The following is a 16847-nucleotide window of genomic DNA, read 5'->3' as shown; positions in this document are numbered from 1 at the left end:
CGTTGCTAGAGTCAATGATGACGATTAATTAACATGCAATTTTGCATGACTAGGGGATATAAAAATGGCTTTTAAAGATAATGATCAAGCCAAAGCATATTGGAGTGAAAACCTTTCGCTAGTAATAAAACTACTAGCCGTTTGGTTTGTAGTTTCGTTTGGCTGCGGCATTTTATTTGTCGATGCGCTTAACGAAATCCGTTTCTTTGGTTTTAAATTAGGTTTCTGGTTCTCTCAGCAGGGCGCCATTTACACCTTTGTTGCCCTGATTTTTGTTTACGTATACAAGATGGCTGCGTTAGACAAAAAGTACGGCGTTGACGAGTAAGGAGAATAATAATGGACGTTCAAACGCTAACTTTTATTATCGTAGGTGCAAGCTTTGCAATGTATATCGCCATTGCAATTTGGGCGCGTGCGGGATCAACGAAAGAATTCTATGTTGCCGGTGGTGGTGTACCGCCTGTGGCAAATGGTATGGCTACAGCAGCTGACTGGATGAGTGCGGCATCGTTTATCTCAATGGCGGGCATTATCTCGTTCGTAGGTTACGATGGTGGTGTTTACCTAATGGGTTGGACCGGTGGTTATGTTTTACTAGCTCTTTGTTTAGCACCCTATTTACGCAAGTTTGGTAAATTCACTGTGCCAGATTTCATTGGTGACCGTTATTACTCGCAAACAGCGCGTACGGTAGCGGTTATCTGTGCAATCTTTATCTGCTTTACTTATATTGCAGGCCAAATGCGTGGTGTAGGTGTTGTATTCTCTCGCTTTTTAGAAGTAGATATTGAAACTGGTGTTTACATTGGTATGGTAATCGTATTCTTCTACGCCGTATTAGGTGGTATGAAAGGTATCACTTATACGCAAGTAGCGCAGTACTGTGTATTAGTATTCGCTTACCTAGTGCCAGCTATCTTTATCTCATTGATGATGACAGGTCACGTACTACCGCAAACAGGTTTTGGTGCAACATTAACTGACGGGTCGGGAATGTATGTACTTGATAAACTAGACGGACTCAGTACCGAACTCGGATTTGCCCAATACACCGAAGGGTCTAAATCGATGATCGATGTATTCGCAATTACTGCTGCACTAATGGTAGGTACTGCGGGTCTTCCTCACGTAATCGTTCGCTTCTTCACTGTACCTCGCGTAAAAGACACACGTATTTCAGCGGCTTGGACATTAGTATTTATCGCAATTGTTTACACCACAGCTCCTGCGGTTGCATCGTTCGCTCGTGTTAACTTAATTGATACAATTAACGGTAAAGACGGTAGCGGTACAGAGTACGCAGAGGCACCTGCGTGGGTTAAAAACTGGGAGCGTACAGGCCTAATTACATTCAATGATAAGAATGGCGACGGCAAAATGCAGTACTCTGCAGGTAAAATTGAAGATCCTAGCAGTGCTAACGAAGTGAAGATTGACCGCGACATCATGGTACTAGCGAACCCAGAAATTGCTGACTTACCAGCATGGGTAATTGCGTTAGTAGCAGCGGGTGGTATTGCAGCGGCATTATCAACAACAGCAGGTCTGTTATTGGTTATTTCGACTTCGGTATCGCACGATTTACTTAAACGTACCTTTAAGCCAAACATTAGCGATAAACAAGAGTTAATGGCAGCACGTCTTGCTGCGATGGTGGCGATTGCGGTGTCAGCTTACTTTGGTATTAACCCGCCAGGGTTTGTGGCCTCGGTGGTGGCATTTGCCTTCGGCTTAGCGGCGGCGAGTTTCTTCCCAGCAATTATTATGGGGATTTTCTCTAAGCGTATGAATAAAGAAGGTGCGATTGCCGGTATGGTTTGTGGTATTGGTTTTACTGCGGCATACATTATCTACTTTAAGTTCGTAAGCCCTGAGCTTAACTCTGCTGAGCACTGGTTATTTGGTATTTCACCTGAGGGTATCGGTATGATTGGTATGCTAGTTAACTTCGCAGTTGCAATTGCTGTTCAGAAAGTCACCACTGAAACACCAGAAGAAGTACAGCAAATGGTTGAAGATATTCGTAACCCGAAAGGGTCAAGTGCAGCGCATGCTCACTAATCAACCAGCTATTTGAGCTAAATCAAAAATCAAACTCAATGCCCGACTATAGTCGGGCTTTTTTTTGTTTATTGCTCTGCTAGAGTCAAATGACAGAGGTGAGTTGCCTTAAGGGATGATAAAGCGCACCTTTTTGAGGCTGTACACAGTTAAGGAGAGTAACCATGGCATTAGAGCTTAATGAAGTAGCACGTTTTGTTAAAGCGCAAGCACCGTTTAGTGACCTAGAATCCAGTGCCACTGAGTACTTTATTAAAAGCCTTGAAGCGGTTTATTTAACACCAGAAAACCAAAACCAATGGCTAAACTCAAATGCACCCTGCTTATTTTTAATTCGCTCTGGCTTGTACGATATTTTAGATAGCAGTGGTGAAGTGGTTGCGCGTTTATCTGAAGGCGATTATTTTGGCTACCCATCGCTATTAACAGGCGAGCCAATTAGCAATCGATTAGAAGTGCAAAACGAAGGCATTGTATATCTGCTTAGTCAAACTCACTGGGATTATCTGCGCGAACACTATAAAGCATTTGCACAGCATTTTGTGCGTGCTCATGCTAATCGCCTGCTCAGTGTGAATTATAAAAAGCGCAGCGATGATTGGTCGAGCAAACGCATAAGTGAAATTATGAAGCAAGGTGCCGTTACAGCAGGCCCTGAAACTAAAATTAGCGATGCCGCCAAAACCATGAGTCAATTTGGTGTTTCATCGCTTATGATCACTGAAAATAACAAGCTGGTGGGAGTAATTACCGACCGCGATTTACGTAACCGCGTGCTCGCAGAAGGGCGTAGCCCGAACGATGTGGTTGCAACCATTATGACCACAAAGCCAAAGCATGTATTTGAGCACAACCGTGTATTTTCTGCATTTCATTTAATGCTAAAGCAAAATATTCATCATTTACCTGTGCTTGATGAATCACATCAACCCTTGGGTATGATCACCGCAACCGATTTATTGCGCCAGCAAAAATCTGACCCAGTACAACTTATTGGCCGTATTTATAAAGCTGAAAGTGTCGCAGATATTAAGCGCTATGCATTGGAAGTGCCCGAGTTATTGCGAGGGTTTTCAGACAGAGTAGAAGATACAAGCTTAATTGGTAAATTACTTAGCGGTATCACCGATGCCATGACGACGCGTTTAATTCAATTATTTCAAACGCAAAATGACACAGCGCCAACGCCGTTTAGTTGGATCTGCTTTGGTTCACAAGCACGTGAAGAGCAAACATTACATTCAGATCAAGATAACGGTTTATTGCTGCCAGACAACCTGTCGCAAACGGAGCTAGATTACTTTAAAGCGTTAGGTGAGTTTGTTTGTGACAACCTAATTGCGTGCGGTATTAAAGAATGCCCAGGTGGTATTATGGCAAGTCGTGATGCTTGTCGTATGGGGCTTTCTGCATGGTTAAATCAATTTGGCTCATGGATTAAAAGCCCATCGCCGCAGGCTATTTTAAACTGCAAAATCTTTTTTGATATTCGTTTTGTTGATGGCTCTGAAAGTTTGTTCGAAGAATTTAGTAAAGGCATATTAGCAACTACTAAAAATCAGATATTTTTTGCCTCAATGGCAACGGATATTAATACTAACTCGGTACCTATCGGTTTATTTAATCAGTTTAAATTAGAAAAAGATAAGCAAAAACATACGTATATTGATTTAAAAAAGCGTGGTGTGGCAATTATTAACGATATTGTTCGCCTTTATGCGCTGCATCATAATGTTACTGCTGCTAATACCTTAGAGCGCTTAAGTGCGTTGTCTAAACAACAGCAAGTGAGTAAAACGGATATTTATGATTTAAAAGATTGTTGGCGCTACCTTACGCAGCTGCGTTTAAACGTGCAGTTACAGCAAAAAGGGTTACCGGCTAATTGTATCGACCCAGAAGATTTAACCTCACTGGAACGCCACCAATTAAAAGAGGCGTTTTATTTAATTAAGCAAGCACAGCAAGCGGCCGCCTTTAAGTTTGCTAGAGGCAGTTTATGATGGGAATACTTGAATCAATTAAGCGCTTTTTTGTGTTACCCGAAAAAGATAATGACATCCTAAAAAGTAACTGTTTTAAGGTGGACTATTTAGTTATTGATTTAGAGTTAACCGGGCTTAATGCAAAACAAGATGAAATTGTCTCGATTGCATGGGTGCCAATTAGTCATCAACGCATTCAAATTGGTCAATGTCAGCACTTTATTAATAATCAGGTGAGTAATTTAAATCAAAGCCCAGTGTTTCACGGCATTGATAACACAACGATTGCGGCAGGTGTACCGTTAAATGAGGCGCTTAAAGCGTTAAATGAACTACTCGACGATAAAATATTAATATTTCATAACCAACAGCTCGATTGGGGATTTTTACGTATTGCGTTTAATAAAGCGGGTTTATTGCACAAGCCTTTAGCAATACTCGATACTATGAATATCGAACATAAACGCCTTGCTCGCCAAGGGCATGTAATTGCGCAAGATAGCTTAACCCTAAGCAATTGTCGCGAGCGCTATCGGTTACCTGAATACAATTGTCATAATGCACTTACCGACGCCATGGCCACCGCTGAGTTGTTTTTAGCGCAAGCAAATCAAATTAGCCGTGGTAAACCGCTATTAGTTAAACACTTAATGTAAAAAAGGGAAGTGTTAATCACTTCCCCTGCAAGTTAGTTACACGCGCTTAAAAGCTAGCAGTGAAACTTAAACTTAATTGGCGAGGTTGGCCAAGGGTTTTATTGTTGGTGCGCGCACCACGTGCGTCATACACTTTATCTGTTAGGTTTTTCGCTGATAGTTGAATATCGTAATTTTCCCACTGATAACCAACACGTGCATTTATTAATGTACGCGCGTCATTTTGTGGCACATAGTTTTCGCCCCACAGGTTTTTCATTTCATTACTGTTTTGATACATGGTATCGGCTAACGCGCTGTCTTGATAGTTTGCATCAGCAGATAGGTATAAACCAAAATCAGTGTGGTAACTTGCGGCTAAATTTGCAGTCCATTCAGGTGAGTCCGCAAAGGACTGACCTTTTAAATCAAGCGTCGGTTCGCCTGGAATAGCAACTAAAAACTCTTCAAACTCTGTTTTAGCACGGCCAAAGCCTGCACTTAGCGTTAGGTTATTGGTTGGATAGTAGAACAATTCAAATTCAAATCCTTGTACCGTCGACTTACCTGCATTCGTGGTTTCTCTGTCGTATTGATTACCCGACAGCTGCACGCTGACCTGTTGATCTTGCCAATCTAGATAGAACACGTTGGCATTCGTCACTAAGGTGCCGTCTAGCCAAGTTGAGCGCAGTGAAAGCTCGTAGTTATCGGTAAACTCAGGGTCGTAGGTAAAGAGTGTCGCTCGCGCTGAGTTGGTACCTACACCACCAGAGCGGTAACCTTGTTGGTAGGTAAAGCTGGTGGTGATGTTATCGGTTAGGTGGTAACTTGCGCCTAATTTCGGCAGAACTTCGTTAAATGTTTTAGACGTTAAAGGCTCGTTTTGTGACGCTTGACTTGCCATATTAAGCAGCTTCGCATTGATACCAGCTACAAGTTGGGCAAACATCGGGTTTGCTGCATAGTCGCTTGGGTTTGGTAACAAGTGTGCATTACCAATACCATAGGCTTGCTCAGTTGCATTGGCTTGTTTTTCTTGGTCCCAGCGAATGCCAGCAAACACATCAAACTGATCATTGATGCTGTAAGTAAAATCAACAAATACTGCGGTGTTGGTAATTTCACGATATAAATTTGAATAAGTATCAAGCAGTACAGGGTCAACCGGTGCGTACAATGCTAATACTTGATCGGCAATCGCCTGTGGTAAACCTAACCCGCCATTTTCTGGTGCAGCGATCAGTAATGTTGGTACGCCAAGTTGATTAAAGCTGGCACTACGATTACCAATCGCTTTATCTTTTACTTCTAAATTTGAATAATACGCGCCAATAATCCCTTTTAAATTATCGTATTCAAATGTCAGTTTTAGCTCTTGCGTTAATGTTTCGTCAGAGCGTTTATCGTGCAGTTGTGCAATCGGTAATGGCGATGCATCACCATCCCACTCGTATCCATACTGCATATCTGAATAAGTTGTGATTGCTGTTGCCGACCAAATATCGTTAATGTAGTAATCTAGATTTAATACCACTAAGTCTGAATCGGTAAATTCCCATGTTGGATCATTAAAGTTTACTTTACGGTAATCTTTATTGTAACTTGGGTGTGCGTCTGCCCATACAACGCCCATTTCTGTTTCAGATTTGCTGTAACTTAAAATCGCTGAAAAATCTTCAATCGGTTCAAATAGTAGTTTAAAACGATACAGGTTTGAGTTTGAAAAATCTGAGTTTTCGTTGTTGCGCGCAATATTTTCGATAACGCCGTCATAGTCTCTGTCTTCGGCGGTAAAGCGAAATGCTAATACATCATCGATTAAGCTACCACCAGCGGCAATAGCAAGTTCTTGTTGTCCGTTTTCACCTAAAATTACGCGCCCTTTAGCGCTGTATTCATATGCTGGGTCGTAGGTATTCACAACAATTGCACCAGCAAGGGCGTTGCGACCTTGAAGTGTAGATTGCGGGCCACGTAAGACTTCCACTTGGCTCACATCCCAAGTAGAAAAACCGCCTTGTTGAATCTCACGCATTGGCAACGGCGCACCGTCAACATAAACACTGGTTAAAAAGCTGTTACCACCACCAGATACGTTAAAAGAGTCAATGCCACGAATTGTAAAGCCACCCACGCCAACTTCACCAGTTACATTAGGCACAACTGATAGGGCATCGTAAAGATTATTAAGTTTTTGCTCTTCCAGTGCTTTATTGGTGATTACGGCTACACTGGCAGGGGTTTCTTGCAAAGTGCGGTCAATTTTTTGGCCGGTAACAATAATCTTTTCAATATCATTATCGTCTTCAGCCATAGTTAATGGTGAAACAATTAGGCTGGTCGCTAGTGCATATTTTACTGCAGCCGTTACAGCATTGGTTCTACGTTTAACAGTAAACATATTGTCCTTTTTAGAATGTAGTTGTGTGAATAATTTATTGAGTAGTTAATTTAGTAACACTTGGTTGTGTTTGAGTGCTTTTAAACGCGTTTTTTTTCGCCACTTGTTTTGCTGCAAAAAAGCAAATACCGCTGAGCAGTAGTAAGATGCTTTGCGTAATCACAACATCAAATTTGTGTTCTGCGAGTTGTTGTGCTGTTGCGCTAGGCAGTAAAACCCAATCAAGTACGACAACAAGGGCAAATATTGCGCCGCTCAGCTGCAATGAATATTGATTGAATTTCGCGTTGTTTTTGATTAATTGCGCAAGGACTAACACCAGCAAAAATGACGCAAATACGCTGTTTTCGATAATCTCTGCACGCGTTGTTATCTCAATTGGTATTATTCGTGCGGCACTAAAGCCCACAGCAATGGCAAAGATAAAGCCAATAAAGCCACCGCTTGTCATTCGCGTGACAAAATTAAGTGAACGCTGACTTTGATTACGCTGTTTTGCACGTTTTTCTAGCCACATTAAATTGCCGGTTAAAATTACATAACAGGTTGCTAATCCGAGCAAAAAGAAAGCTAACCGTAAACCGTAGCCAGCAAAATCACCAAAGTGCAAACGGGCAATTACACCTAAGCCACTGCGAACGGCATTGTCGTAATTGTCTTTAGTAAGATAGATTTGTTGTTGATTACTTAGTTGGTAATGTACTGCGGTTTCGGTGGCAAACCTGTCTTGCTTTTGACCTGTAAAAATCGCGACGGCGCTTTCATCGCCAAAGTGCTCAATCATAATTCGATCAATGATTGCGTTATCCATGTCTTTTGCTGCCATTGCACGCAATCTGTCGATGCCGTTCATCGCCATTTTGTTGTCGATGATATCAATATGGGGTTCGTTAAATCCCGCTGCCGCGAGTAGCTTTTGTTGGTCGCCTTGGTACAGCACAAGGGCATAAGAAATTTGGTAGACAATCACTAAGTTAAAAACTAATCCGGTGAAGGCATACATCACATGAAACGGCAGACCCATGGTGCCGATAATATTATGCGCGTCTAACCATTTATCTTTATTGCCATCTTTACGGTATTGAAAGAAGTTTTTGAAAAGCTTGCGCCAATGAATAAATAACCCGCTAAGCACCGCAACAAAAAAGAACAGGGTAATGATCCCAACAAAATATAAGCCAATGCGGCCAAGGCCTAGATTGTAATGAAGTTGGTAAACGAAGTTACCGAAATCCATGGTATCGGCATTACCAATAATTTCGCCGCTCTGTGCATCAAGCATAATATGCACATCGCTATGATCTTCTCCTGTTTCGGGATCCGTACCTTCAATGTTTTTTGCAAAGTAAGCTTCTATATACGGTGAATGTTCTGTTGGCGGTAATAAATAAAACCTGTGATCGACATATACATCATAGTGCTTATTAATGGTTGCAATAGCGTTATCGTAACTTACGTTTTGAGAGTTTGTGGATACAGTTTGATTTACATGTATTGGTAGCTTTTCCCATGCCACAATGTTTTCGCGAAATAAGCTAATTGAACCAGCAAAAAATACGATGAATAACACGATAGATATAACAAGACCAATCCATGCGTGTGCGTTAGTTAATGATTTCAGAGTTTTATTATTCATTATTATTGACTCATCAAAAGAACAACGTTGAGTAAGCAAGAGGGAATAAGCACAAGGCTAATGTTTTTGGCTGCTTTGCGTGCTTTTTCGAATGCATAACTCCACACCAGTACGCCCGCCCAAATAGGAAATGCCAACACTAGCCCTGAAATAAGTCTAACGTCTTCTGCTAATGGCAAAATCAAATTTAAATTGAGCACGATAGAAATGGATAGTAATAGACCAAAAAAGAAGCCAATCAGTGTTTTAGGCCACATAGGTCACCCCCGCTAATACCAATAGCGATGCCACAACGCTTGTATTGAAACGCCAAATGTTATTTGTATAAGTGCTTAAAATTGTATGGCTTACCAGCGCAAGCATTAATGCGACAAAGGCCGCCAGTAACGAAGATGTAAGCGCAAAAGACACAGAGAAAATAGCAACACCAATAAAGTAACCAATAACTAATAAAAAATTGGCAATAGATTTGTTCATTGGTTTATTAAGCGGTAGTTGTTTTTCACTGCCTAAGTAACAGGCTAGGCATCCAAGCCAGATTGGGATAATTGCTAAAAAGCTCATTATAATGTAAATGATATTGATTTTTATTTGATTTTAATTGTGTTTTTTATTTGTCGCAACATTTGTTATTCGAAAAATGTAAAAAATTATTAAAATCAAATGCATTAGTTAAAAGTTGATTTAAACGATGGGTGCGTAATGGTGACTTTTACGAAGCACTTATTATGAAATGAGAGATAGATTTATCGGTAGGAGTACGGTTGGCGTATTTTTCACTTTAATCTCAAATAGACATCTAAACATCTAGAGCTTGATATTTCTGGCTATCCGTTCATAATTAGCGTCAGGTTAAACCCAATTTACCATAGTAATAAGGATTAAATGATGCCAATCACAGTGCGCGATCAATTGCCCGCTATTAATACATTAAGGCAAGAAAATGTGTTTGTAATGCCACAAAGCCGTGCGCAAACACAAGAGATCCGCCCGATGCGATTAGCCATTTTAAACCTGATGCCAAACAAGGTGGAGACTGAAGTACAGTTTATTCGTTTACTGGCTAATTCACCGCTGCAGGTAAATGTGGAGTTACTGCGTTTAGATACTCACCGAAGCAAAAATACCTCTGAGCAACATCTTGATATGTTCTATAAGTATTTTTCAGAAGTTAAAAACGAAAACTACGATGCCATGATTGTGACTGGTGCGCCATTGGCACACCTTGAATATAGTGATGTTGCTTATTGGCAAGAGCTGGAAGAGATTTTCGACTGGGCTGAGCAGCATGTTACTTCTACCTTATTTTCGTGCTGGGCCGCTCACGCAGGGCTATTTCATCACTATGGATTAAAGCGAAAACTTAAAGCGAAAAAGCTCTGTGGTGTGTTTAAACATCAACGCTATTTTGAACACGCAGCGTTAACACGCGGTTTTGACGATGAATTCTTAGTGCCACATTCGCGCTATGGTCATATTAATGAAGCTGATATTGCAAACCACAGCCAGCTTGAAGTCATTGCCGGATCGCCAGAGGTCGGTGCGTTTTTAATTAAGAATAAATCAGGTTCGCAGGTGTATTTAACTGGTCACCCAGAATACGATGCCGATACTTTGAATAAAGAGTATTTACGCGACCTAGAAAAAGATCAGAATGCGCCTAAGCCAAATAATTATTTTCCTAATGATGATGCCAGCGCCAAACCAAGTAAAACTTGGCAGAGCCACGCCTTTTTATTATTTTCAAATTGGTTAAACTACTACGTTTATCAAACCACGCCATACGATATTAATTTAGTCAGCCAAGACGTAAGGACTAACAACTATGCCGAATAAATCACAGCAATTAACCGCTGCATTAAAAGCGCGTATTCATATTCTTGATGGTGCAATGGGCACCATGATCCAGAAATACAAACTGGAAGAAGAAGATTACCGCGGTGAACGCTTTGCAAATTGGCATGTGTTGGTCAAAGGCAATAATGACTTACTCAGTTTAACCCAGCCACAGATCATTGAACAAATTCACCGTGAATACCTTGCGGCAGGCGCTGATATTATTGAAACCAATACCTTTAACGCGACTACCATTTCAATGGAAGATTATGAAATGGCAAGCTTAAGCCGTGAAATCAATCTCGAATCGGCAAAATTGGCGCGTAAAGTGTGTGATGAATTTGAAGCACAGGACCCAACTAAACCGCGTTATGTAGCCGGTGTGCTTGGTCCAACATCAAAAACCTGCTCTATTTCACCAGATGTAAACGATCCTGGCTTTAGAAACGTTACCTTTGATGCTCTTGTTGAAGCTTACATTGAATCAACGCTGGCATTGATTGAAGGTGGTGCGGATTTAATTCTGATTGAGACTATTTTCGATACGCTTAATTCAAAAGCAGCGGCTTTTGCAGTAGAAGAAGCATTCGAGCGCGTAGGCGTTACTTTACCCGTAATGATTTCAGGCACCATTACTGATGCATCGGGCCGAACTTTATCGGGCCAAACAACCGAGGCATTCTACAATTCTATTCGTCATATTAAGCCTATTTCAATTGGCCTTAACTGTGCCCTTGGGCCAGATTTACTACGCCAATATGTAGAAGAGTTATCGCGTGTGTGTGAAACTTTTGTGTCGGTTCACCCCAACGCAGGCCTACCGAACGAATTTGGTGAATACGATTTAGAAGCGGACGAAATGGCAAAAGAGATTATTGATTGGGCTGAGTCGGGCTTTATTAATATTGTTGGAGGCTGTTGTGGCACCACGCCTGAGCATATTAATGCGATGTATCAAGGCACAAAAAATGTAGCACCGCGCCAATTACCTGAACTTGAAGTGCGTATGCGCTTAGCTGGCCTTGAAGCCTGTAATTTAAACTAGGAGCAAACATGACAAGCAGTACAGCAGTATTTACCAATGTTGGTGAACGTACCAATGTTACGGGTTCAGCCCGTTTTAAACGTTTAATCCTAGAAGAAGATTACGAAACCGCACTCGAGGTTGCCCGTGAGCAAGTAGAGAACGGCGCGCAAATTATTGATATCAACATGGATGAAGCCATGTTGGATTCAAAAGCGGCAATGGTACGCTTTTTAAATCTAATTGCGTCAGAGCCAGATATCTCTCGCGTGCCGATTATGGTCGACTCGTCGAAGTGGGATGTCATTGAAGCGGGCTTGAAGTGCATTCAAGGTAAGGCAATCGTTAACTCAATTTCACTTAAAGAAGGTGAAGAGCCGTTTATTAAGCAAGCTAAAATCATTAAGCGTTTTGGAGCAGCTGCGGTTGTCATGGCTTTTGATGAAACAGGTCAAGCAGAAACGGCCGACCGTAAATTTGAAATCTGTCAGCGTTCGTACCGTATTTTAGTAGATCAATTAGGTTTTCCGCCTGAAGACATTATTTTTGACCCGAATATTTTTGCGGTAGCTACGGGTATTGAAGAACACGACAACTACGCCGTTGAATTTATTGAAGGTACGCGCCGCATTAAACAAAACTTACCGCACTGTAAAGTGTCGGGCGGTGTCTCAAATGTATCCTTCTCATTCCGTGGTAATAACCCGGTGCGTGAAGCCATTCACTCGGTGTTTTTATATCACGCGATTAAAGCGGGTATGGATATGGGTATCGTTAATGCCGGTCAGCTTGCGGTTTACGATGATATTCCAAAAGAACTGCGCGATGCAGTTGAAGACGTAGTATTAAATACCGACCCTGAAGCGGGTGAGCGCTTAGTTGAACTTGCGCCAAAATACTCAGGGCAAGGCGTTGAAGCGAAAAAAGAAGATTTAGAATGGCGCAGCTGGCCTGTTGCAAAACGTTTAGAGCATGCTCTTGTTAAAGGTATTACCGAATTTATTGACGAAGATACCGAAGAGGCACGCCAGCAAGCTGATAAACCAATTCAAGTAATTGAAGGTCCATTAATGGACGGTATGAACGTAGTAGGCGACTTATTTGGTGCTGGTAAAATGTTCTTACCGCAGGTTGTTAAATCGGCGCGGGTAATGAAGCGCGCGGTTGCCTATCTAGACCCTTTCATTGAAGCGGAAAAAGAAGAGGGCGCAACCAACGGAAAAATCCTAATGGCTACCGTGAAAGGTGATGTGCACGACATCGGTAAAAACATTGTGGGTGTTGTACTGCAATGTAATAACTACGAAGTTATCGACCTTGGGGTAATGGTTCCTGCAGAAACCATTTTACGTACCGCCATTGAAGAAAAAGTCGATATTATTGGTCTTTCTGGCCTGATCACACCATCGCTTGATGAAATGGTTCATGTGGCAAAAGAAATGACGCGCCAAGGGTTTGATATTCCTTTATTAATTGGAGGTGCAACCACATCAAAAGCGCATACGGCGGTTAAAATTGAGCCGGAATATGACAAAGGTGTGGTGTATGTAAATAATGCTTCGCGTGCGGTTGGTGTGGCGTCAAGTTTGTTAAGCAAAACGCAAAAGCCGGAGTTTTTAGCAAAAACCACGGCTGAGTATGAAAAAGTACGTGAGCAACAAGCGCGTAAACGTCCTCGCTCTAAACCAATAACACTTGAAGCAGCTCGCGCTAACAGTGCACCTATCGACTTCAAAAACTACACGCCTCCGGTGCCGAAACAACTTGGAGTGACAGAGTTTAAAGATGTCTCAATTGAGACATTGCGTGAGTATATCGACTGGACGCCATTTTTTATGACGTGGTCGCTCGCTGGTAAATACCCGCGCATTTTAGAAGATGAAATTGTTGGCGAAGAGGCAAAGCAACTGTTTAAAGACGCTAACGAAATGCTCGATGATTTAGCGCCATCAAACAAGCTGCAACCGTTAGGCGTAATGGGTATTTTCCCAGCTAACCGTATCGAAGATGATATTGAAATATACAGCGATGAATCGCGTAGCGACGTGCTTGTGACAAGTTGTCAGTTACGTCAGCAAACCGAGAAAAAGGACTTTCCGAATTACTGTTTAGCTGATTATATCGCACCAAAAGGTACGCCAGATTATTTTGGTGCTTTTGCAGTAACAGGCGGGTTAGAGGAAGACGATTTAGCGGATGTATTCGAGCAACAGCAAGATGACTATAACAAAATTATGGTAAAAGCCGTTGCCGACCGTTTAGCTGAAGCCTTTGCAGAATATCTGCATGAGCGTGTGCGAAAGGAAATTTGGGGCTTTGCGCCAGATGAAAATTTATCGAACGATGAGCTTATTCGCGAAAACTACCAAGGTATTCGTCCGGCTCCAGGTTATCCAGCGTGTCCTGAGCATACTGAAAAGCAAAAAATTTGGCAGTTACTTGATGTAGAAAATCGCATCGGTATGAAGCTGACTAGCTCTTATGCAATGTGGCCGGGCGCGGCAGTTTCGGGTTGGTATTTTTCTCACCCAGAGTCTAAGTATTTTGCCGTTGCACAAATTCAACAAGATCAGCTAGAAGATTATGCCAAGCGTCAAGCAATGAATTTACAAGAAGCCGAACGTTGGCTGGGACCTAACTTGTAAAAGTCAAAGGGAGATTTATATCTCCCTTTTCTTTTGCTAATGATTAACAGCATTTAGCGGCATTTATCCGTTGCCTGTGCTGTTCTGCATCTAGCGACGTGCCTGCATTATCAACTAACAATTAATTGGCGTTAGTTTTTCGCGTTTAAATTCGCTTTTGTAGTGTTCTTTGATAATACTTGAATAATGAACGAATCTGTTTTTGGTGTAATGATAAGACTTTTTAAGTACTTGATGTTCTGCATCATTTTATTTAATAGCTCGGTACGTGCTGAGTTAAATATTTTATTTGTAAACCCGTCTATCCCCAATGAGCCTTTTTGGCAAAGTGTTGAAGAAATAGCGCAATCAGCAGCGCTGCAACTCGGCACAAAAATGCAGGTGATTTATGGCGGTGGTAATCGTATTGTTCAACTAGAAGCACTAAAACAATATTTAGCGAAAAACCCCAAACCAGATTACGCAGTGATTTTAAATTATCCCGGCGGTTCTACTGCGAGCATGTCATTGCTGGAATCGCAGCAGATTAAGTTTGTTACTTTAGAGCAAACCATTTTTGGTGAAGAACGGGAAAAAATAGGAATAGCTGGGCAAAAATATAAGCATTGGCTTGGTGAAATTTATTTTGATAATCATACCGCAGGAGGCCAACTTGCAAAAGCGCTACAACATTTAAAACAGGCGCAAATACCTAAGCAAGAAACGCATGTAGTGGCTATCAATGGTCACTATGGCAGCGAATCGCAGGCGCGGTTTAATGGCATGCGAGAGTATTTCGAGGGCAATGAAGGGGTTGTTTATCAAGCTGTGCATGCAGGGTGGTCTGAGCAGGTTGCGTTTAATCAAAGCAAGGCGCTATTAGCGCGCTTTCCTAAAGTTAATATTATTTGGGCCGCGTCTGATTTGATGGCACTTGGCGCCAGTAAAGCAGCGGTAGAATCGGGTCGTATTCCCAATAAAGATATTTTTATTGGCGGTTTTGACTGGTTACCTCGCGCAATTCAAGCCGTTGAAAAACAGTCAATAAGTGCGTCAATTGGTGGTCATAAAGTTATGGGCGCATGGGCAGTTATTAGCCTAATACTGTACGATAATGGACACGATATTTTTGCCCAGCAAAAAAATAAAAAGCTAACCTTTAACCTTGATGTGATCACTAAGCAAAATGTTGCACATTTTAAATCCCATAAAGTTAAAATTAATTGGGCCGAATACGACTTTAAAGCACTTAAAGAAAAAGTGGCATTAAGCCACTCGATTGCAGGGCTTAGCCCATTAAATCCTAACTAGCTAGAACTTGAAGTTAAGCTGATTGCGGAAGCCTTAAATTAACTTGCTAACTGCTTTTCAGCCAGGTTCAGTTCCATCGTTGCTTTTAATAAGCGGTAAAGATTAATTGATGCATCAATTTCTTCTTTACGGTTGGTTAAGCTCTCAATATTTAAACCTAGTGGCACATCTAAATGAGCACAGCTTTGTAAAATAAGGTTTAGATTTTCACGGCAAATGCGTACTGATTCATTAAGAGATTGCTCAGAATCTAAAATACGCCACTTAGTGGCTTCTGGCACAGAAATACCAAGCCATTGCATAAACTCTAACGTTTTTTCACTGCCGCATGGAGTAAAAGTTAAGATAATACGGTTTGGCGTTAAACCTTGTTGTTTACAACTGCGTGCATAGCTAGTAATTAAGTCGATTGTTGCTTGCGCATCATATACCGCTTGCGAGATAAAATACTCACAACCTTGTGCTGTTTTTTCTAATAAACGTTCATGCTCATTGCGTTTTGATGCATGACGCTCAGCGATGGTAACACCACCTAAGAAAAATTTATTTTGATGCTCACTTAATGCGTTATAGGCGTTTGGTAAGCTTAATTTAATCTCGCCCTCAGACGATGGGCTACCCACCAAAACAAGGTTGTTAAGCGCATATTTTTCTTTGGTTTCTGTTAGCCATGCATTAAATTCTTCGACACCACGCTGCGCGACGCTTTTGTAGGTGATTACATCTAATTCTGATAAATCACTTAACAGCAAACTGTATTCACGCGGGTCAACGGTATGCTTAAACGGAAAAGGGCGTGGTACGCTGGTACGGCTGCTTTCATCTTGAATGTCGTAAATGACTAACCCGTCATATTCAATCTCATGTAAACGACCTAATAATTTATTGGCAATTTCTGTCACTTTATCTTTTTCAGTACCCATTTTTGGTGGCGTAGTACCAATTAAATAAACGCCTTGTGTTGGGTCTTGAATTTTCTGTTGTAAAGATAAAGCCATTGTTCCGTACCATAAATAATTTCGATACAGTAACTATAGCAGCCTTTTAGACGTCTAAATAGCTAAAATTTAAAATTGCGACTGAAAAAAATTGAAATAGAACTTGAGGGAAATTCATAGTGTGAAGGTTTCAGGTTTCAGGTTTCAGGTTTCAGGTTTCAGGTCTCAGATGTCGCACTCAAACCTTAATTCTGAGTTCTGAACTCTAAGTCCTTTATTCTGAAACTTAATGTTGCAAAACATTTACACCCATTTACCGCAATTGCTCGCTTAACATTGCGAACATCGCCATAATTACCAAGTTTAGAAAAATTCTATAGAAAAATAATC

13 protein-coding genes are annotated in these 16847 nt (G+C 41.4%); 8 read left to right on the top strand and 5 right to left on the bottom strand.

Annotated features, from left to right (window positions below):
• The first annotated feature begins 64 nt into the window (after positions 1 to 64).
• The 4 genes from PSPO_RS11260 (at position 65) to PSPO_RS11245 (ending at position 4705) form a co-directional block, all read left to right on the top strand.
• Positions 65 to 328, top strand: coding sequence for a DUF4212 domain-containing protein (locus PSPO_RS11260; protein WP_010561876.1), 264 nt, complete (start codon positions 65 to 67; stop codon positions 326 to 328).
• A gap of 11 nt (positions 329 to 339) precedes the next feature.
• Positions 340 to 2064 (top strand): sodium:solute symporter family protein, encoded by a 1725-nt coding sequence (locus PSPO_RS11255; protein ID WP_010561875.1) that lies wholly within the window; start codon positions 340 to 342, stop codon positions 2062 to 2064.
• A gap of 164 nt (positions 2065 to 2228) precedes the next feature.
• Entirely contained in the window at positions 2229 to 4067 is a 1839-nt protein-coding gene (locus tag PSPO_RS11250) for a putative nucleotidyltransferase substrate binding domain-containing protein (protein WP_010561874.1), read from the top strand.
• Positions 4067 to 4705: a 3'-5' exonuclease gene (locus PSPO_RS11245; protein WP_010561873.1), complete on the top strand. Its 639-nt coding sequence runs from the start codon at positions 4067 to 4069 to the stop codon at positions 4703 to 4705. Before PSPO_RS11250 ends, PSPO_RS11245 begins: the two co-directional genes overlap by 1 nt.
• Before the next feature lie 46 nt (positions 4706 to 4751).
• On the opposite strand, the gene PSPO_RS11240 is transcribed toward PSPO_RS11245, so the two are convergent.
• From PSPO_RS11240 to PSPO_RS11225, 4 genes are read right to left on the bottom strand one after another with little or no spacing between them, the layout of a single operon-like run.
• Positions 4752 to 7088: a TonB-dependent receptor gene (locus PSPO_RS11240; RefSeq protein ID WP_010561872.1), complete on the bottom strand. Its 2337-nt coding sequence runs from the start codon at positions 7086 to 7088 to the stop codon at positions 4752 to 4754.
• A gap of 34 nt (positions 7089 to 7122) precedes the next feature.
• A complete protein-coding gene (locus PSPO_RS11235) occupies positions 7123 to 8724 on the bottom strand; it encodes a PepSY-associated TM helix domain-containing protein (protein WP_010561871.1) in 1602 nt (533 codons plus the stop codon).
• A gap of 2 nt (positions 8725 to 8726) precedes the next feature.
• The gene (locus tag PSPO_RS11230; protein WP_010561870.1) at positions 8727 to 8981 is read right to left on the bottom strand and encodes a hypothetical protein; all 255 of its coding nucleotides are present in this window, start codon (positions 8979 to 8981) and stop codon (positions 8727 to 8729) included.
• Positions 8971 to 9288: a hypothetical protein gene (locus tag PSPO_RS11225; protein WP_010561869.1), complete on the bottom strand. Its 318-nt coding sequence runs from the start codon at positions 9286 to 9288 to the stop codon at positions 8971 to 8973. The genes PSPO_RS11230 and PSPO_RS11225 overlap by 11 nt, the downstream gene beginning before the upstream one ends.
• 324 nt (positions 9289 to 9612) lie before the next feature.
• Here PSPO_RS11225 and PSPO_RS11220 point away from each other — a divergent pair, with 324 nt between their 5' ends.
• The 4 genes from PSPO_RS11220 to PSPO_RS11205 all read left to right on the top strand — a co-directional run bounded on the left by PSPO_RS11220 (position 9613) and on the right by PSPO_RS11205 (position 15519).
• Complete coding sequence (locus tag PSPO_RS11220; RefSeq protein WP_010561868.1) at positions 9613 to 10560, top strand: homoserine O-succinyltransferase; 948 nt, start codon at positions 9613 to 9615, stop codon at positions 10558 to 10560.
• A complete protein-coding gene (locus PSPO_RS11215; protein WP_010561867.1) occupies positions 10550 to 11605 on the top strand; it encodes a homocysteine S-methyltransferase family protein in 1056 nt (351 codons plus the stop codon). Before PSPO_RS11220 ends, PSPO_RS11215 begins: the two co-directional genes overlap by 11 nt.
• Before the next feature lie 8 nt (positions 11606 to 11613).
• Positions 11614 to 14229, top strand: coding sequence for a methionine synthase (metH, locus tag PSPO_RS11210; protein WP_010561866.1), 2616 nt, complete (start codon positions 11614 to 11616; stop codon positions 14227 to 14229).
• Positions 14230 to 14463: 234 nt separating this feature from the next.
• Positions 14464 to 15519 (top strand): ABC transporter substrate-binding protein, encoded by a 1056-nt coding sequence (locus tag PSPO_RS11205; protein ID WP_010561865.1) that lies wholly within the window; start codon positions 14464 to 14466, stop codon positions 15517 to 15519.
• 38 nt (positions 15520 to 15557) lie between these two features.
• Here PSPO_RS11205 and PSPO_RS11200 read toward each other — a convergent pair whose 3' ends face one another.
• Positions 15558 to 16517: a hypothetical protein gene (locus tag PSPO_RS11200; RefSeq protein WP_010561864.1), complete on the bottom strand. Its 960-nt coding sequence runs from the start codon at positions 16515 to 16517 to the stop codon at positions 15558 to 15560.
• Positions 16518 to 16847: the final 330 nt, after the last annotated feature.

Source organism: Pseudoalteromonas spongiae UST010723-006 (assembly GCF_000238255.3).
GTDB classification, from domain to species: Bacteria; Pseudomonadota; Gammaproteobacteria; order Enterobacterales; family Alteromonadaceae; genus Pseudoalteromonas; species Pseudoalteromonas spongiae.
This window is presented reverse-complemented; position numbering and strand designations above follow the sequence as displayed.